Annotated in this window: 15 protein-coding genes; 7 read left to right on the top strand and 8 right to left on the bottom strand. The window is 32.4% G+C overall.

Annotated elements, in window-relative coordinates; genetic code table 11:
* The first annotated feature begins 4 nt into the window (after positions 1 to 4).
* Together H6578_10585 and H6578_10580 are read left to right on the top strand one after the other, a co-directional pair.
* Positions 5 to 637 carry a deoxynucleoside kinase gene (locus tag H6578_10585; protein MCB9227598.1) on the top strand — a complete coding sequence of 211 codons (633 nt, stop codon included), beginning with the start codon at positions 5 to 7 and terminating at the stop codon, positions 635 to 637.
* A 5-nt stretch (positions 638 to 642) separates the two neighbouring features.
* Positions 643 to 1,440 (top strand): SDR family NAD(P)-dependent oxidoreductase, encoded by a 798-nt coding sequence (locus H6578_10580; GenBank protein MCB9227597.1) that lies wholly within the window; start codon positions 643 to 645, stop codon positions 1,438 to 1,440.
* Positions 1,441 to 1,509: 69 nt separating this feature from the next.
* Here the strand turns inward: H6578_10580 and H6578_10575 are convergent, their stop codons facing one another.
* Positions 1,510 to 1,761, bottom strand: a complete 252-nt coding sequence (locus tag H6578_10575) for a 30S ribosomal protein S20 (GenBank protein MCB9227596.1) — start codon at positions 1,759 to 1,761, stop codon at positions 1,510 to 1,512.
* Positions 1,762 to 1,956: 195 nt separating this feature from the next.
* Between H6578_10575 and H6578_10570 the strand changes: the two genes are divergently transcribed.
* Together H6578_10570 and odhB are read left to right on the top strand one after the other, a co-directional pair.
* A complete protein-coding gene (locus H6578_10570) occupies positions 1,957 to 4,698 on the top strand; it encodes a 2-oxoglutarate dehydrogenase E1 component (GenBank protein ID MCB9227595.1) in 2,742 nt (913 codons plus the stop codon).
* A 2-nt stretch (positions 4,699 to 4,700) separates the two neighbouring features.
* Positions 4,701 to 5,999 carry a 2-oxoglutarate dehydrogenase complex dihydrolipoyllysine-residue succinyltransferase gene (odhB, locus tag H6578_10565; protein MCB9227594.1) on the top strand — a complete coding sequence of 433 codons (1,299 nt, stop codon included), beginning with the start codon at positions 4,701 to 4,703 and terminating at the stop codon, positions 5,997 to 5,999.
* Between the two features lie 156 nt (positions 6,000 to 6,155).
* Here the strand turns inward: odhB and H6578_10560 are convergent, their stop codons facing one another.
* The 4 genes from H6578_10560 to metG form a co-directional block, all read right to left on the bottom strand.
* Positions 6,156 to 6,842, bottom strand: a complete 687-nt coding sequence (locus H6578_10560; protein ID MCB9227593.1) for a hypothetical protein — start codon at positions 6,840 to 6,842, stop codon at positions 6,156 to 6,158.
* A gap of 10 nt (positions 6,843 to 6,852) precedes the next feature.
* The gene (locus H6578_10555) at positions 6,853 to 7,761 is read right to left on the bottom strand and encodes a T9SS type A sorting domain-containing protein (GenBank protein MCB9227592.1); all 909 of its coding nucleotides are present in this window, start codon (positions 7,759 to 7,761) and stop codon (positions 6,853 to 6,855) included.
* A 332-nt stretch (positions 7,762 to 8,093) separates the two neighbouring features.
* Positions 8,094 to 9,956: a T9SS type A sorting domain-containing protein gene (locus H6578_10550; GenBank protein MCB9227591.1), complete on the bottom strand. Its 1,863-nt coding sequence runs from the start codon at positions 9,954 to 9,956 to the stop codon at positions 8,094 to 8,096.
* A gap of 58 nt (positions 9,957 to 10,014) precedes the next feature.
* Positions 10,015 to 12,084 carry a methionine--tRNA ligase gene (gene metG, locus H6578_10545; protein MCB9227590.1) on the bottom strand — a complete coding sequence of 690 codons (2,070 nt, stop codon included), beginning with the start codon at positions 12,082 to 12,084 and terminating at the stop codon, positions 10,015 to 10,017.
* Between the two features lie 71 nt (positions 12,085 to 12,155).
* Between metG and H6578_10540 the strand changes: the two genes are divergently transcribed.
* The gene (locus H6578_10540; protein MCB9227589.1) at positions 12,156 to 13,055 is read left to right on the top strand and encodes an LD-carboxypeptidase; all 900 of its coding nucleotides are present in this window, start codon (positions 12,156 to 12,158) and stop codon (positions 13,053 to 13,055) included.
* Here the strand turns inward: H6578_10540 and H6578_10535 are convergent.
* Positions 13,052 to 13,693, bottom strand: a complete 642-nt coding sequence (locus H6578_10535; protein ID MCB9227588.1) for a thiamine phosphate synthase — start codon at positions 13,691 to 13,693, stop codon at positions 13,052 to 13,054. The genes H6578_10540 and H6578_10535 overlap by 4 nt on opposite strands.
* 74 nt (positions 13,694 to 13,767) lie before the next feature.
* On the opposite strand from H6578_10535, the gene H6578_10530 reads away from it, so the two are divergent.
* On the top strand, positions 13,768 to 14,325 hold the full coding sequence (locus tag H6578_10530) for a nicotinamide mononucleotide transporter (protein ID MCB9227587.1): 558 nt from the start codon (positions 13,768 to 13,770) through the stop codon (positions 14,323 to 14,325).
* Positions 14,304 to 14,834, top strand: coding sequence for an ATP-binding protein (locus H6578_10525; GenBank protein MCB9227586.1), 531 nt, complete (start codon positions 14,304 to 14,306; stop codon positions 14,832 to 14,834). Before H6578_10530 ends, H6578_10525 begins: the two co-directional genes overlap by 22 nt.
* A 581-nt stretch (positions 14,835 to 15,415) precedes the next feature.
* Here the strand turns inward: H6578_10525 and H6578_10520 are convergent.
* Both H6578_10520 and H6578_10515 read right to left on the bottom strand, forming a co-directional pair.
* On the bottom strand, positions 15,416 to 16,006 hold the full coding sequence (locus H6578_10520; GenBank protein MCB9227585.1) for a riboflavin synthase: 591 nt from the start codon (positions 16,004 to 16,006) through the stop codon (positions 15,416 to 15,418).
* A gap of 51 nt (positions 16,007 to 16,057) precedes the next feature.
* The gene (locus tag H6578_10515) at positions 16,058 to 18,811 is read right to left on the bottom strand and encodes a gliding motility-associated C-terminal domain-containing protein (protein MCB9227584.1); all 2,754 of its coding nucleotides are present in this window, start codon (positions 18,809 to 18,811) and stop codon (positions 16,058 to 16,060) included.
* Between the last annotated feature and the right edge of the window lie 29 nt (positions 18,812 to 18,840).

Below are 18,840 nucleotides of genomic sequence, written 5' to 3'. Positions count from 1 at the left end.
TTTTATGTCAGAAAAGAAAATTAATCACATAGCTGTTGCCGGAAATATAGGAGCAGGAAAATCAACATTAACAAGTATGTTGGCTAAACAGTATAATTGGGAAGCACAGTTTGAAGATGTTGAAAACAACCCATATTTAAACGATTTTTACGATGATATGCCACGCTGGTCTTTCAACCTTCAAATTTATTTTTTAAATAGTCGCTATCAACAAATTATTGAAATAAAAAACAATCCTAAAACGGTAATACAAGATAGAACTATTTATGAAGATGCCGAAATTTTTGCTCCGAACTTGCATAAAATGGGCTTAATGTCAAGCAGAGATTTTGATAATTATAAGAGTTTGTACAATACCATTATTTCTCAAATAAAAGCTCCGGATTTATTAATTTATTTAAAAAATTCTATCCCTAAATTAGTTGATAATATTCAAAAAAGAGGTAGAGATTATGAAGATAATATTCGTTTAGATTATTTAAAACGTTTAAATGAATTTTACGAATCATGGATTAAAAATTACAAACAAGGAAAAGTATTAATTATAGATTGTGATGATTTGAACTTTGTTGAAAATCAAGAAGATATAACATCTATTTACAATAAAGTTCAAGCAGAACTTTACGGATTATTTTAAGTAAAATGAGCAAGGTTGTTTGGATAACAGGAGCTTCGTCCGGCATTGGCGAACAGTTGGTATATAAATTTAGTAAAGAAGGCTACCAAGTTATTTTAAGTTCGCGAAAAATAGCCGACTTAGAAAAAGTAAAATCCAACTGCAAAAATACCGACAACATTAAATTGCTTGCTTTTGATTTAGGAAATCATAATCAAATTGAAACAACGGTTAAGGAAGCCATTAATTTATTTGGCAAAATTGATGTATTGATTAATAACGGAGGAATTTCTCAGCGTAGCTTAGCTCAAAACTCTTCTTTTGAAGTTTATGAAAAGATTTTTAATGTTAATCAGATAGGTACTATAAAACTAAGCCAAGCACTACTCCCCCATTTTATTGACAAAAAATTGGGTCATTATATAAATGTAACCAGCATAGCCGGAGTGGCAGGCTTGCCGTATAGAACCGCTTACTGTGCCAGCAAATATGCCGTAGAAGGCTATTTTGCGGCTTTAAGAGTAGAATTATCAAATAAGAATATTGATATAACCATGATACGACCGGGAGCGGTAAAAACCAACGTAGGCAAAAATGCACTTGTAGCCGATGGCAGTCAAAAAGGAACAACCGATAATACTATAGAAGAAGGATTAAGTCCAGATATTGTTGCCAATAAAATTTACAAAGCATATACTGCTAAAAAACAGTTTTTATTTATTCCATCATCGTTTTTAGAACGCTTTTTTTACATAGTAAACAAGCATTTTCCAAGTATATCGGCAGGTTTAGCAAAGAGAAAACTTAAAGGTGTAGATAGTTAAAAGATATAACAAAAATAGGGTTCTGAAAAATTTCAGAACCCTATTTAATAATATCCGTATTGTGTATTACTATAAAGCGTTTACGTACTTAGTTAACTTAGATTTTAAGTTAGCTGCTTTATTTTTATGTATTTGATTTCTTTTAGCAACTTTATCTATAATAGAAATTACATTAGGAAGTTCTTTTTCTGCTTCGCCTTTCTCTTTCGTAGCTCTAATTTTACGTACAGCATTACGCATAGTTTTGCCGTAGTATCTGTTTTCTAATCTTTGCTTAGCAGACTTTCTAATTCTCTTTTTTGCTGATTTAATATTTGCCATTTATATTATTCCTTTTATTAACGGAGTGCAAATGTAAGTCTATTTCATTTTATTTCCAAAATTTTTATCTAATATTTTATTATCCTTACACTTTACTATTATTAACGAACCGAATGTTAATATTCATTGTTTTATATTCCCTATTGCCACAAAAAAATATGATATTTGCAACCTAATATTTTTGAAACACAATTTATGAGTGATTTTTCTTATTTAAGTAATGCCCACCCTGATTACATTGAAAACTTGTATAACGACTATTTAAAGGATAAAAATTCAATAGATCCCGAGTTTAGAAAATTCTTTGAAGGTTTTGAATTTGCAACACAAAATTATAGTGCCGATAATTTAAGCAGTGGTTCTATTTCTTCTGATGAAATAAAAGTTTTTCAGCTTATAGAAGCATACAGAAACAATGGACATTTGGTGGCAAACACCAATCCTATTAGAAAAAGAAAAGACAGACATGCCAATTTAGATTTAAGCAATTTTGGACTAACAGACAAAGACTTAAAAAAAGAATTTTTAGCTGGAGAACTTATAGGCATAGGCAAAGCTACGCTTGAAAAAATTATAGAACAATTGCAAAAAATATACTGCCGAACCATAGGTTTTCAGTACAATTATGTTAGAGAAACAGAAGAAATAAAATGGCTTAGGCAAAAAATAGAAAAAGATTATTTAAGCTATGATTTTCCTTTAGATAAGAAGATAGATATATTTAGAAACTTAAACAAAGCTGTAGTTTTTGAAGAGTTTTTAGGTAAAAAATTTATTGGCGAAAAAAGATTTTCTTTAGAAGGTGGAGAAACTACAATCCCAGCCCTAATAGCTATAATTAACAAAGCAGCTACTACCGATACGCCTGTAGAAGAAGTAGTTATAGGCATGGCACACCGTGGACGTTTAAATGTACTGACTAATATATTGGGCAAAACTTATGATGAGATTTTTGACGAATTTGAAGGCAATGAACCTCAAAAAACAATGGGCGATGGAGATGTAAAGTATCACTTAGGTTTCCGCTCTACTCATAAAACGCCCGATAATAAAGAAATACATTTAGAATTAATGCCAAATCCTTCGCACTTAGAAGCCGTTGACCCCGTGGTAGAAGGTTTTTCAAGAGCCAAAGCAGATGACATTTACAACTCTGAATACGACAGAATATTACCTTTACTTATACATGGCGATGCAGCTGTGGCTGGGCAAGGCATTGTGTACGAAACCTTGCAAATGAGCCTACTTAAAGGATATTATACCGGAGGAAGCATACATTTTGTTATTAATAATCAAATAGGTTTCACTACAGATTTTGACGATGCCCGTTCTTCCGATTATTGTAGTAGTATAGCCAAAACGGTAAATGCTCCAATACTGCAAGTAAATGGAGATGATATAGAAGCGGTTATATATGTAGCAGAAATGGCAGCAGAATATCGCCAAAAATTTAACAAAGATATATTTGTAGATATGGTTTGCTACAGAAAACACGGACATAACGAAGCCGATGATCCTAAATATACGCAGCCACTACTCTACGATTTAATAAACAAACATAAAAATCCGAGAGATATTTATTTTGAAAAATTATCAAATCATAAAGATGTAAGCAAAGAATTAGCTAAACAGCTTGACCAAGAATTTTGGGACGAACTACAAAGCAGATTAGACAGAGTAAAAGAGAAAAAAGCAGAATACAAACCACAAGCTCCGGAATTGGCATGGCAAAAACTGCGTGCTTCTACTTATAAAGATTTTCAGTCTTCGCCAAAAACAAGTATTACTAAAGCTAATGCTACAAAAATTATAAAAGCATTAATTTCTTATCCAAAAGGTTTTCATCCACTTAGAAAAGTGCAGAAATACCTTGAAAACAGAAGAGAAGTAATGCAAGAAAACAACTCTGTAGATTGGGCAGCTGCTGAATTAATGGCTTATGGTTCTATACTAATGGAAGGCAATGATGTAAGAATGAGCGGTCAAGATGTTAAAAGAGGTACATTTTCGCACCGCCATGCTGTTATTTCTGATGAAAAAACAGGCGAAGAATATAACAGACTTTCAGAAATACAAGATAAGCAAGGTAGGTTTTTTATTTACAATTCTCATCTTTCTGAATATGCCGTTTTAGGTTTTGAATATGGTTATTCACTTGCCAGCCCTAACTCATTAGTTATTTGGGAAGCACAATTTGGCGATTTTTCTAACACAGCACAAGCTATGATAGACCAATTTATTATAGCAGGAGAAAGCAAATGGAACAGATATAGCGGTTTAGTTATGCTACTCCCTCACGGCTACGAAGGTCAAGGACCAGAGCACTCAAGTGCCAGATTAGAGAGATTTTTGCAAATGGCAGCAGAAAACAATGTAGTTATTACTAATATTACCGATTCCGCTAACTTATTTCACGCTATAAGAAGACAACAAAAATGGGATTTTAGGAAACCATTAATCAATATGTCGCCAAAATCATTATTGCGTCATCCACGAACAGCATCTCCTATTGATGATTTGTTTAAAGGTACTTTTAAAGAAATTTTAGACGACCCACATGTTACTGATAAAAACGTAAGCAAAGTAAAACGCTTATTGTTATGCTCGGGCAAAGTTTCTTTTGATTTATTAGAAAAGAAAGAAAACGAAAACAGAGATGATGTGGCTATAGTAAGATTAGAACAGCTATACCCTATTAATGAAATGTATTTAGAAAGAATTTTAGATAAATACAAAAAAGCCGAAGTAGTTTGGGTACAAGAAGAACCCGAAAATATGGGAGCATGGAGTTATTTGCTAAGCCGATACTACAAAAAATATCCAATGGAATGTGTAGCACGAAAATGCAGTGCATCGCCAGCTACGGGATATAAAAAACAACATAAACAAGAACAAGAAGATTTATTAAATAGAGCTTTTAACGGAAAACAAAAATAATTATGTCAAAGATTATAGAAATGAAAGTGCCAAATTTGGCAGAATCTATTACAGAAGTAACCTTAGCACAATGGCTGGTAGAAGATGGAGATTATGTAGAAATGGATCAAGCCATTGTAGAAATGGAAACAGACAAAGCTTCGCAAGAATTATATGCCGAGCAAAGTGGGAAAATAGAATTTGTAGCCGCTGAAGGCGAAGATTTAGCAATAGGTGCTTTAATATGTAGAATAGACACTAGTGCAGAAGCTCCTGCCGGAAGTACTAAAAAAGAAGAAACTAAAGTAGAAGATAAAAAAGAGCCTGCAAAAGAAGAAGCTAAAAAGGAAACTAAAGAAGTTCCAAAAAAAGAAGAAAGCTCTAACACATCTACTACTTATGCTAAAGGTTTCCCATCTCCTGCTGCTGCCAAAATAGCAGCTGAGCATGAAGTTAACCCTGCTTTTATAGTAGGTACAGGTACAGGTGGCAGAGTAACTAAAGAAGATGTAATAAAAGCTATAGAAAACGGAACAGCAACTATACAACAAGGTGCTGTGGCAATGTTAGATAGTGGCAAAGCATTTTCAAGAGAAGAAAGAGCAGAAAGACTTAGCCGTTTGCGTAGAACTATATCGGAAAGATTAGTATATGCTAAAAATTCAACCGCTATGCTTACTACTTTTAACGAAGTAGATATGGATCCTATTTTAGCCATAAGAGCAAAATATAGAGATACTTTCTATAAAAAATACGGTGTAGGCATTGGTTTTATGTCATTTTTCACAAAAGCTTGTGCTTTAGCTTTACAAAAATTCCCGGCTGTAAATGCCCGTTTAGATTTAGACGGTGGCAATATAGTTTATCATGATTTTGTAGATGTTTCTATTGCTGTTTCTACACCTAAAGGTTTAGTAGTACCTGTAATTAGAAATGCCGAATCTTTAAGCATGGACGGTATAGAAAAAGAAGTAAAACGCTTAGCCGTGAGAGGCAGAGACGGAGAGCTAACTATGGAAGAAATGACTGGAGGTACATTTACCATTACTAATGGCGGTATTTTTGGTTCATTGCTTTCTACACCTATAATTAACCCACCACAAAGTGCCATTTTGGGTATGCACAAAATAGAAGAACGCCCAATGGTAGAAAACGGGAAAGTAGTAGTTAAAAACATGATGTACTTAGCCCTAAGCTACGACCACCGTATAATAGACGGAAAAGAGTCGGTAAGTTTCTTAGTGCAAGTAAAAGACTACTTAGAAAATCCAGAAAAAATGCTTTTAGGCGAAGATCCTATAGATGTGCTTTTAGGAATGTAGTAAACAAAATATAAAGCTTAAAATAATACATTAGTACAATAAGCAGAAGCCAATATTAGGCTATTAACAGTATAACATTAAAAACTCCAATAGGACATATCCTATTGGAGTTTTTAATAGTATTACATGAATTTGGGTATTTTTTGAAATAAATTCTTAATACAACTGATAATTAAATAAATTTCCTGTACCATTATCATCAATTGTTCTAATAATTCCTACATCTTTAGCATAAAATGCATACGTAGTAGCAATATAGGAAGTGCTATAATCTTTAGCATCAAGTTTTATTTGTATAACATCATTATACGATTGTCCAGCAATAGTATAGCTTGCTCCCTTTTCTACAATTGTATATTTGTATTCCATATTTACTGTTACATCTGGGTATGGCGGTAAATAACTTTGCATAGGAGTATAAGAAAGTGTATAATTTATATTTTCTGTCCAAGAATCTCCAGCATTTAAATAGTCTTTCAAAAAAATTGTTTCAACTGGCTCATCTACTTCCATCATATAATATTCGTTATCTCCAGAAAAGTCCATTCTACCTACATAATCGCCATTATCTTTGTTTATCCAAATTTTAGCTGCAATATTTGAACCCTGCTGAGTAGTACCATAATAGGTATTTTGCTTATAATAATTTTTACCATTAAAAACATCTAAGGATATAAATTTATTAACGGTTGTATCCCCATTATAATAGTACCATGTATTATTTATAGCTGTTGGGTAATAATCACCTGTTGATTGATTTGGTGTACTATTATTATTGTTTCCGCAAGATAACAATCCGATAGCTAATATTATAGTTAGTATGTAAATAATTCTGTTTTTCATTATATAATTTTTAGTGTTTAATAATTAAAGTTGATTGATATGTTTTAGTGCCTTCAATTAATTGAAGACTATAATATCCATTTTGAAACTCAGCAACATCAATATTGATATAATCACGTACATTCGTATAATTAGTAACTTCAACGCCTATCACACTATATAGCTTAACATCAAAAGATGAATTTGAATTTTTAAAATCAATATGTATTTGACTTGACGATGGATTAGGATACATTTTAGCTACTTCAGCAAGCTCCCTAATGCTTGTAGTATCCTGAGAAGTACAATCCACCACTGATATATCATCTATTTTATAATATGCAATTGAATCCGTACTATTCGCATTTTCAATGCTTAATTGAGTATTAACATCATTTTGAAAATTTCCAATGATCATATACTCCTCTCCTCCTTGTGCTAAAAAAGAATCTGAGATAGAAATCCACACTGTTCCACCTAATATATTTGATAGAGGGTTTTCAACTTGTGGCACTAAATTTAAAACTGATGTCTGTGTTATAAATGTGGAATCTGTATCAAAATATGCACCTATCCCCCCAATTCCGTATAAGAAATTTGTTCTTTTAACATTAAATTCTACACAATATGTATGACCTTGTATTAAAGATTCATTCAATCTAACCTGTATATACTCCCTGTTGTTAGGAAACTTAGAATAAGCATAAAATCCAGCACTTCCTATTCCTGTCAGTGCAGAAGAGTTTTGAGATGGACAATTAGAGTTAAACAAATCAGGCGTTCCTGAAGTAGGAGAATTCCAGTATTCTGCAACAGTAATCTCACTTACTGACGGACAACCAGACTGAGTTTCAAAACTATGATTTGGAACTAAATTTTGAGCTTCCGATAGTCCTATTATGTACAAGATAAACAATAGTAAAAGTAATTTTTTATTCATGATCTTATTATTTTATGCAAAACTACAAATTAAATTTACTTTTTATAAAAAAAACAAATATTTTTTTCATTAAAAGCTTTATAAATTAACTCTGTTAGTATAATCTTATACCAATTGTTAACACAAAATAGTCTAATCTATTTTGTGTTTTACAATAGTAAATACCGATAGAGCAATACCGCATGGATATCCGTAATAGACCAATGCTTGTTCTAAACGGCTATCAAAACGGCATTATACTATATGTTAATTTATATTGTGTATAATATATTTAGTACAATAAGGCGAAGCTGAGATTGGACTATTATATATTCCTAATCGGTATAAAATATTTACTTCACTATAAACTTATCTTGCACCCACTGCCCTTCAGTAAATGCTTTTATGTAATAAACACCTTTTGAAAAATTACTTACATCTATTGTTGTAGCTCTATTTTCTATTCCTTTGGTTTCAAAAACTTGATTTCCTACTACATTATAAATATATAATTGGTCTATTACATGGTTTTCGTACTCTATATTTAATACATTCTCTGTAGGATTAGGGAAAATATTCCAACCCGGTAGGCCTAGTGGGCAATTAATTACACCAATGCCTGTTAAATCTTTTGTTCTAAATTTCCATGTTGAACTACTAACATTTACAGTTCCTCCCGAAGTATCTGACTGAACAGAAACAACTTTCCAATAATAATCTTGTCCGGATGCTAAAGAATCAAATACATAATTTGAAGAATTTACATTAGAAATGATTTGAGCATAAGCACTACTAAAATCAGAAACCGTATCTAAATAAATTACGTAACCATCAACATTGCTAGAGTCATCTGACCAATCAAAATAAAGAGAATCATAATCCAATCCAAATGAATTATTACTTGGTGAAATCAAATAAAAATTTTGTTCACTAATGGTCTTAAAGCTATACGTATCACTCCAATTATCATAATTAACATTATCATTTGATCCTCTAACGTGCCAATAATAGGTAGTGTTTGGCTCTAAGTTAGATAAGTTATAATTTTGAGATGTACTACTATATATGTTGGGATTCTGAGTAAAAAATTCATTTGTATCTATTTCTATTTCATAGTAGGCATAATCGCATTCCATTGTATTCCAAACAAGTTCTGTGGCAGAATAACTCTGACTGCTGTCATTATCTAACGGTAGATTAAGCAATACCTCATTTAGGGAGGTTGGACTTGTTAAAGATGAGCATCCTTGTTGATATGCTTTTTTCATGTTGCTGGGATTGCAATCTAAAATGTTATATAAAAACGAAGTTAAATTGCTATTGGTAGTTGCTAATCCTCCATTGCCAAAAGGCGGATGTTCTGAACCGTTGTATGTATCTAACCAATTATAAACACCCAAATTATTTAATCTGGTTCCTATATTGCCACTACCATATAAACTTACCGGTGCCAATCCATTAAGTGGTGCTCCATATCCGTATTGTACGGTTTGGTCTCCCGTAGCATGACAACCATAAAACGGAACATCATTAGCATTAATATATGAGGTGTCTCCCACTGCTCCTGCAAAACCAAATACGCCACTTACATAAGAACAATACCCCGGATTTCCGCTATTACCTTCCATTCCACCTATTTCGCATGCCCAATCTTGCCATGTTGTAGGTAATTTACCTAATGAATCTACATAAGCTAAGTTGATAGCCAGAATACCTCCGGCAGATGTACCTCCTATAAATATTTGATCGGCATCTATGCCAAAAGAATTGCCTTCGTCAAAGTTTTTTCTAAAATATCTAATAGCCGCTTTGCCGTCTTGTACAGCTCCAAAAACTACTTTTACCATAGTTTCTTCACTTATTAAATCAAACATACTTGATGCCAACCTATAGTCTATAGAAGCTGCTACATAGCCTTTTTTTGCTAAACTTGTTGCTATAGTTACCAATTCGCTAGATGTTCTGCTTCCCGCATAAAACGACCCTCCAAAGCATAAAATAACTACAGGTCTGTCTGTAGCTGTATCGCCAACAGGTGTATATAAATCAAGTTTTAGCACTTGTGTATTGCCTGCCATGTTAACGGCACTGCCATAATCGTAAGTAGTAACATCTACATTGGTAAAAATATCACTCTGATATCTGCCAGCACAAGTTTGTGCCTGCATACATGTAATGGCAAAAGAAAATGCAATTAGAGAATATAAAAATTTCATAGGCTTAATTTTTTGCCTATAAATGTAAGGAATTATTTAATAAAAAAACAACATTAAATTAACTTACAGCAGTTCCATTATCGGTTTGCTCTGTAGGAGTAACAAAAATTAACTTGCCTTCCATGTTTTCGGCAAATAATATCATACCTTGCGATTCTACGCCTCGCATGCTTCTCGGAGCTAAATTTACCAATACTTGCACTTGTTTGCCCACTACATCTTCCGGTGTAAAATGCTCGGCTATACCCGAAACTATCGTTCTGGTTTCAAAACCTAAATCTACCGTAAGTTTAAGCAATCTATCTGCTTTTTTTATTTTTTCGGCTTCAATTATGGTGCCTAAACGTATATCTAACTTACTAAAATCATCAAATTGTATAGTATCTTTCACTGGTGCGTATTTTTTATTTGTTTTTTTAGATTGGTGTAGTTTTTCTATTTGTGCAACTACAAATTCATCGTCAATTTTTTCAAAAAGTAACTGATTTTCATTTAATTGATGTCCTCCATCTACTATATTTAAACTGCCGAGTTTATCCCATTTTGGAGCATTTATATTTAACATGTCAAATATCTTTTTTGCACTTTCGGGCATAAATACTTGCATAAGAATACCCATATTTGCAACAATTTGTGTACAAGCATACATTACTTCTTTTGTAGTTTGCTCATCTGTTTTAATTAGTTTCCACGGCTCGTAATCTGTCAAAAACTTATTGGCATTTCTTGCTAATTTCATTAGCACATCTAAAGCATCTCTAAATTTAAAAGCATCTATTTTTTCTTCTATTTCTGCTTTTATATTTCCTATGGCTTCTTCTACATTATTTTTAACTCCGGCACTTAAAGTTGCGTTTGGCAAAACGCCATCATAATACTTTTTATTAAGCACCATTATTCTGTTTACAAAATTGCCCAAAGCTGCTACCAACTCGCTATTTACCCTTGTTTGAAAATCATTCCAAGTAAATTCTGAATCTTTTGTTTCGGGAATATTGGCACAAATTACATATCTAAAAGCATCTATTAGTTGCGGAAATTCATCTACTATTTCGTGTACCCAAATAGCCCAATTTCTTGAAGTAGAAATTTTATCGCCTTCTAAATTCATAAATTCATTGCCCGGTACATTTACAGGCAAAATATAATTTCCTTTCCCTTTTAATATGGAAGGAAATATAATGGTATGAAAAACTATATTGTCTTTTCCTATAAAATGAATTAAATTGGTTTTTTTATCCTGCCAATAGGGTTTCCAATCTTCAATTTTTCCTTCTAAAGCCAGCTGTTTAGTAGCAGAAATATAGCCAATAGGTGCATCTAACCACACATACAATTTCTTATTTTCATGTCCCGGCACTTCTTTCGGCACATCTACACCCCATTCTAAATCGCGGGTAATAGCTCGTGGTTGCAAACCGTCATTAAGCCAGCTATTTACTTGCCCCATCACATTTTTTTTCCAATCTTCAGGATTGTGGTGCTTTTCTCCGTCTAAAACCCCTTCATTAATCCACTTTTTTAGCCACTCTTCATCTTTATCTAATGGCAAATACCAATGTGCCGTCTTTTTTAAAATAGGTTTTTTACCACTTAATACCGATTTTGGATTAATCAACTCCATAGGGCTTAAAGTGCTTCCACATTTTTCACATTGGTCGCCATAAGCTTCTTTATTACCACATTTTGGGCACTCTCCTTTTATATATCTATCGGCTAAAAATTGATTAAATTCTTCATCATAAAATTGCTCTGTCTCTTTCTTTTCAAAAAAGCCTTTGTTGTATAAATCCAAAAAAAACTCTTGTGCTGTTTTGTGATGCAATTCAGCAGATGTTCTATGGAAAATATCAAAAGAAATACCTAATTTATCAAAGCTTTCTTTCATTTGATAATGATACTTATCTACTATTTCTTGTGGCGAAGCATTTTCTTGTTTGGCACGTATGGTTATAGGGGCACCATGCTCGTCTGTTCCACAAATAAACGCTACATCATTTCCCTGCAAACGTTTATAACGTGCATAAATATCGGCAGGCAAATAAGCTCCGGCTATATGCCCTATATGCAATGGCCCATTAGCATACGGAAGAGCAGCAGTTATAGTATAGCGTTGCGGATTGTTCATATATTTTTTTGCTTTGACTTGCAAAATTGCACATATTGTAGCGAAATTGCGAAAGAAATTAAAATAAATTAATGCTAAAGAAAATTCCAAGCTTAAAAACAGGCGATGAAATAGCCATAGTTAGCACTGCCAGAAAGATAAATAAAGATGAAATTGCCTATGCAATAAAGCTTTTTGAAAGTTGGGGTTTAAAAGTAACATTGGGGAAAACTATTGGCTTAGCGTATCATCAATTTGCTGGAACAGACCAGCAAAGAGCCAAAGATTTTCAGCAAATGTTAGATAACAAAAATATTAAAGCCATTATTTGTGCCAGAGGTGGCTACGGTACAGTAAGAATATTAGATTTTTTAGATTTCTCATTGTTTAATTTGAATCCCAAATGGATTGTGGGTTATAGTGATGTTACTATATTGCACGCTCACATTAATACCTATTTGGGTTATCAAACATTGCACGCCACAATGCCTATAAATTTTGAAAATAATACAGAGGAAAGCATAAATTCCTTAAAAAATGCCTTGTTTGGCAAAACATATCATATCAATTTTAAAACAAGAAAAGAAAGTATTTTAGGTAGTGCTGAAGGCATAATAGTAGGTGGAAATTTATCTATTTTGTACAGTATTTTGGGTACTAAATCAGGTATAAATACCGATAATAAAATACTTTTCATTGAAGATTTAGATGAATATTTATATCATATTGACCGAATGATGATGGCATTAAAAAGAGCCGGAAAATTAAGTAAATTAAAAGCACTTTTAGTAGGCGGAATGACAGCTATGAATGACAATACAATTCCCTATGGTAAAACTGCCGAAGAAATTGTTTTAGAACACAGCAAAGAATTTGGCTATCCTGTTATTTTTGATGTGCCTGTGGGACACATTACCGACAACAGAGCTTTAATTTTTGGGAAAAAAGTTAAAATAGAATGTGAAAATGATAAAGTTAAAATAGCGTTTTAACTAATTATCATTTTATTTTTGTTCGTATCAAAATTAGTTTTGCCATTTTTCAACATAAACGCATTAAAGGCATTTATATAATCATCAGATTTCCAAATAGCAGATTGTAAAACAACACCTTCAAAGTTAAGATTGCTAAGCTCATTATAGTTGTTAATATTAACGCCTCCCATGGCTACTATTGGATAATTTGAATGCTGTAAAACCTCTTTTAGCTCAAAAATATTAAAGTTTGGCACTGTTTGAGTAGCTGAAAAATGTTTGTATAAAGGTCCTAAAAAAACCTTATTAAAGGAAAATTTTATCGCTTTTATTTTTTTACATGAAAAAACTGACGTATAAACCGTTTTTATAGATTGGTATTGAATTTTACGAAAAATACCTACTACTCCATCAAAAAAATTATTGGACACATGAATACCTTTTAAATTATACTTTTTAGCTAAGTGATAGTTTGAGTGTATAATTATTTTGCTCCAATATTTTGAATCAATATTTAATATTAATTCTTCTATTTCTTGCTTTTTTAAAGTTGGTTTTCTTAAATGAAACTCTTTTAGTCCTTCATTAAATAAATGGTTGATTTTATCGGCTTCATTAGTAACTTTGTAGGGTAAAGAATAAACAATTAACTTCATAATAATACATCAAAATAGTTATACTATACACATTTTACCAAATATAATGCCAAAATTACTTAACAATAAAAAATATGCATAATTACTTATTAATTATTGAAATATTAGGATTAGTAACAGGAATAAGCTACGTAATTTTAATGATAAAAGAGAACTGGCTAAGCTGGCCGGTGGGCATTCTTGCAGTTATTTTATATGCTTATTCTTGCTATGAAAGTAAAATATATGGCGAAATGAGTTTGCAGTTTATTTACGTTATTATTTCAATTTATGGTTGGTACAATTGGACTAAAAATAGGACACAAAACTTTACAGTTTCTAATATGAAACTAAATGATATTGCTTTTGCTATTTTGGCAAGTATATTGGTTTCCGTTGTTTTTTATTTTCCATTAAATTATTTTAAAAGCTCTATACCTGTTGTAGATGCTTTAACTAATGGATTTGCCATTGTAGCCACATATTTAGCCGCAAAAAAAAAGTTAGAAAATTGGATTTTTTGGATACCTATTGATTTAACTATTGCCGGCATGATGCTATATAAAGACATGTATTTTTACTTTATTCTTTACTTGTGCTACACAGCTTTTGCTATCTTTGGGTATATACAATGGAAAAAACAATTGCAATAGCCATAACAGGTCCTGAAAGCAGTGGAAAATCGGAATTAACAGTTGCTTTAGCCAAACACTACAATGCACCTTTAGTAAAAGAATATGCCCGAGAATATTTAAAAGATATTGGTACAAATTACTCTCAAAAAGATGTAGAAATAATGGCTAAAAAGCAAATTAAAATGGAAAAAGATGCATTAAAATTGAAGCCTAAATTAGTATTTTATGATACCGATGCTATCAATTTTAAAATTTGGTTTGAGTTTTACAATATGAAAACCCCAAAATTTATAGAAAACTACATAGAAACCAAACCATATACGCATACACTACTACTCTACCCTAACACACCTTGGATAAATGACGGACTTCGCCAAAATGAAAATGATAGATTGACTTTGTTTAATTTATTTGAAAAACACCTAAACTTTTACCATTATAAATATAACATTATTGATAAACTAAATATAGAAAGAGTAAAACAAGCAATAAAAATAGTAAATACTATTTTTTATGACTATCCGTAAAAATACCCATGAAGTATTTTACATTAACTTTTCTTTAGAAGAAAAGTTACAAAAGAATCGCACTAAGTTTTCAGCGACCCATTATAACTTTATAGGTATTCGGAACATCAATTTAATAATTGTTTTCGTAAAAGGAATTTGGGATTCCATATAAATTTTTCCGTTTCACTACAAAATTTTATGGAATGACGCCCCTGATATGATGATTTTTTACGGAGTTTTCGGTTAATGGGTGCCCCGCTTGCAAACTTAAGGTGCACTTTTACCTGACCTTAATCAAAAATACGTTAAGAAATGGTGTAAAACAGACATCCAAAATGAATGAAATTATAAAACAATAAACAGACAAATTAGTATGCTCCTACAAGTGAAAATACTTTAGGAAAACTAAAATTGAGCATACATTAATTTGTCCTCGTCTGTTTTATAGCATTTTAGTGTTTTTGATTACAGTCTTGACCTTTGGTTACCTTTGTGTCAAGACAAAGGTAAAAAGAACACAAACTGTAACTACAACTATTTAAACGTCCCAAGATGCTACCTTAAAGCATAAACTATTAGTGTAATAACAGATAGTTATACTATTTTTTGAATTCTTGCATACGTGCAATGTATTTGCCTATAATGTCAAATTCTAAATTTACGGAATCTCCTATTTTTATAGTATGAAAATTGGTATGCTCATAAGTATATGGAATAATGGCAACTTCAAAACTACTATTGCTCACATTAAAAGCTGTTAAGCTAATGCCATTAACGGTTATAGAACCTTTTTCTACTATTAAATGCTGTGGCGTTGCTTTATACGAAAACACAAAACGCCAACTTCCCTCGTTTTCTTCTTTTACAAGACATTTTCCTGTGGCATCAACGTGTCCTTGAACTATATGTCCGTCTAATCTGCCATTCATAAGCATACAACGTTCAAAATTGACCTTATCTCCTACTTTCAAATTTCCAAGATTTGTAACTTGCAAAGTTTCTTCTACAGCGGTAACGGTATATTTATCTTCTTCTATTGCCACTACTGTTAAGCATACGCCATTATGAGCCACACTTTGGTCTATTTTTAGCTCCGATGTTAAAGCAGACCTAAAAGTAAAATGCACATTTTCCTGTTCTTTTTTAATGTGAACAAGTTCGGCAAGTGTTTCAATAATTCCTGTAAACATTTATATGGTTTTTAGTCGTTGGACTTTAGTCTTTGGTCGTTAGAGTTTTTATTATTTTGTGCGTATCAAATGAATAAAACCACCTCCTTTGTCATCGTGAGGCAATGGATTTTTTATAAGTGTACCATCACTTTTTCTTACAAAGTAAAATCCACTGTATAAATATACACCATCATTCAAATCTTTTTTAGATTCTTGGTCTGTACCATCCCAGTTTATGTTAGGATTTTCTGTTTGCCACACCAAATTTCCCCAGCGGTTAAATATTTTCATTTCTATACTTTCTACAAATCTCCAACCGGGGAAAGGCGTAAACAAATCGTTAGCTCCATCTCCATTAGGTGTAAAAGTGTTTGGCAAGTTATAAAAAGCACAATTTTCTATACAAACGGTATCTCCAAAATCGCCAATATTGCCATTTTCATCTACTGCATTAATAAGATAACAACCTGCTACTGTGTTATTTAACTGATGTGTATAAAAAGTATTAGTAGTAGTGGCTAACAAAACAAAATTTGTAAAATCCTCAGCATAATAAACATTAAAAGATACTGCATCATCATTACACGCTTCTCTGCTCCAAGTCAATCTATTTTGATAATTTTCATCCGTCCAAGGCTGTCCGGCATACTGCTCACAGTCATTTTCTACTACAAAATTTGGCGGGCAAGGTTTTATGGTATCTATAGGTACACCACAATTTATTTGAGATAAATTAATAATCGGATTGATTAAATGAGGATTGCTATAAGCTCCTTCGCTTCTTATATAATAACAATAGGTACTATCGTTTATTAAACCTGTATCTATATAATTTTGAACTGAAACATTGGCAATACTATCATAAATTCCTGTAAATGAATTGCTTCTAAATATTGTATAAGTAGTGTTTAACCATGGTACATCTTCTTCCCACGTTAAATTTAATTGTTGGTCGCCAGAGGCAATAGTTAAATAAACCGATGAAGCAATAGAGGTATTTCCCAAAGTATCGTTTCCATTATCGGCATAAAAACGCACTTGGTAACTGTACGGATTATCTACCGTGTTTAACAATGAATCATAATAAAATGTATCATTCATTGCAGCATAACTTGGAGCAGTAAAAGAAGTTATTAATTGTAAATTAGCACCCGTAAATCCTTCTGAACGATACAATTCAAAAATATAAGGTGGTGGGTCTAAAAGTGTATCTAAAAGCGAAGTATCTGCTACGGGTTTAGACCATTGCACAAACATAACGCCAGTAGTATTGTCGGTTTGCTCTACAGAAACATTAGTAATTACAGGCAAATCTAAAGGCAATTCTATACAGGCTTCTGTACTTGGCGAGCTGGCAACAACATTATAAACTTCTCCTAATGGCGATGTAGGATTTTTGCCAAAATGGGCTAAAATTCTATAGCTATATACATTTCCTCTATCTACATCAGTATCTAAATAATTGAAAGTAGTAATATTAGTAGCTATCATTTCATAATCTGTGTTATCTAATCCTAAATCGCAGATAGAAAAATCTAAACTATCGCAACCTATTTTTCTCCAAACAGAAAAATATTGAAAATTAGGGTCATTAATACAAGGATAAGCACTACTCCATTCTAAATAAACATCTTTATTGTTGGTTATTGTTGCTGTTAAATTAGTGGGAGGTGGCGGCACTACATTTATTAGCCATGTTTCTAAATCAGAAAGCACTATTCCGTTTCCATCTGCTTCATCTTCAGCTTTAAAAACCACTTGATAAAACTGAGGACGAATATCTGTACATATTGTATTCCAAGTAAATATGCCTTGTGCAGGATTGCCAACAGTAGCATTAAAAGAAGCTCTTGAAGGATCTATTTCAAAAGGAGCACCATTAGCCGATAAGCGAACTTGCTCGCCATTAGGGTCGGTTGCCGTTACATTAATTTGCAAAGTAGAGCCAGCTACTACACAGGTATCTTTTAAGGGGACTATTTGTGGAGGGTCATCATTTGTAGGAGCTACAAATATTTCCATATCTCTGAGCAAAGTACCTATTTTCCTGCCTTCCCTATATTCGGTAATAAGAATAGCTATATTATAAGTACCTACTTGCTGGGGTGTAGCCCAAATTATTTCTCCTGTATTTTCATCTATAGTTAACTGATTATTAGGTCCCGGAGGAAATTGATCCGGAAAATTGTACAATGGCACTTCAATTCCATTAGCTTGTAGTGAAGGTACTAATTGAAAATGTAAGCTATCTCCATCGGGGTCATAAGCATTAGGATTATGATAAAAAGTATCGTTTATACTGGCATAATCTATTGGCGGATTTAACAATACTGGCGAAGAGTTATGTTCAAATAATTCCGGTGGAATATAAAACAAGGTATCTTCAAAATAAATAGGGACGTTAACAGAACCTGCTCCTCCTGCTATATTTACAATATCGGCAATTCGGTTTTGGTCGGTTAAAGAAATAATAAAAAACGGCAAAGCACCGTCATAGCTATGAACGCCACTTACGTATTTATTTTGTTTAATGTCATTTCCTATTAGTTCTCCATTAGGAGTTCCTCCAACAATAGGACCATTAACTCTAACTATGGTTTCTAAAGTGCCATCGCCCCAGTCTAATATTAGAGAATCTCTATCGGCATTAGCACTTATATCGCTTATTTTAGAGTAAGTAATTACGGTAACTCTATAGCTTAAAGGCGATACAAACTCATATAATAACTCGCCAGCTCTATTATGAGTGGCATATACAAAGTTATTAGCTAAAACTATTATAGCTAATAGAATGACGAGCTTTAAGTTGAGTTTTAATTTCATTCTAATACGAAAATACAAAAAAGATGTAG

This window comes from Chitinophagales bacterium, from assembly GCA_020635995.1.
Taxonomy (GTDB): domain Bacteria; phylum Bacteroidota; class Bacteroidia; order Chitinophagales; family UBA8649; genus JAFMKE01.
This window is presented reverse-complemented; position numbering and strand designations above follow the sequence as displayed.

Coding starts and splice junctions, on each gene's coding strand:
- H6578_10585 (MCB9227598.1), top strand. CDS start 5: ATGTCAGAAAAGAAAATTAATCACATAGCTGTTGCCGGAAATATAGGA.
- H6578_10580 (MCB9227597.1), top strand. CDS start 643: ATGAGCAAGGTTGTTTGGATAACAGGAGCTTCGTCCGGCATTGGCGAA.
- H6578_10575 (MCB9227596.1), bottom strand. CDS start 1,761: ATGGCAAATATTAAATCAGCAAAAAAGAGAATTAGAAAGTCTGCTAAG.
- H6578_10570 (MCB9227595.1), top strand. CDS start 1,957: ATGAGTGATTTTTCTTATTTAAGTAATGCCCACCCTGATTACATTGAA.
- odhB (MCB9227594.1), top strand. CDS start 4,701: ATGTCAAAGATTATAGAAATGAAAGTGCCAAATTTGGCAGAATCTATT.
- H6578_10560 (MCB9227593.1), bottom strand. CDS start 6,842: ATGAAAAACAGAATTATTTACATACTAACTATAATATTAGCTATCGGA.
- H6578_10555 (MCB9227592.1), bottom strand. CDS start 7,761: ATGAATAAAAAATTACTTTTACTATTGTTTATCTTGTACATAATAGGA.
- H6578_10550 (MCB9227591.1), bottom strand. CDS start 9,956: ATGAAATTTTTATATTCTCTAATTGCATTTTCTTTTGCCATTACATGT.
- metG (MCB9227590.1), bottom strand. CDS start 12,084: ATGAACAATCCGCAACGCTATACTATAACTGCTGCTCTTCCGTATGCT.
- H6578_10540 (MCB9227589.1), top strand. CDS start 12,156: ATGCTAAAGAAAATTCCAAGCTTAAAAACAGGCGATGAAATAGCCATA.
- H6578_10535 (MCB9227588.1), bottom strand. CDS start 13,693: ATGAAGTTAATTGTTTATTCTTTACCCTACAAAGTTACTAATGAAGCC.
- H6578_10530 (MCB9227587.1), top strand. CDS start 13,768: ATGCATAATTACTTATTAATTATTGAAATATTAGGATTAGTAACAGGA.
- H6578_10525 (MCB9227586.1), top strand. CDS start 14,304: ATGGAAAAAACAATTGCAATAGCCATAACAGGTCCTGAAAGCAGTGGA.
- H6578_10520 (MCB9227585.1), bottom strand. CDS start 16,006: ATGTTTACAGGAATTATTGAAACACTTGCCGAACTTGTTCACATTAAA.
- H6578_10515 (MCB9227584.1), bottom strand. CDS start 18,811: ATGAAATTAAAACTCAACTTAAAGCTCGTCATTCTATTAGCTATAATA.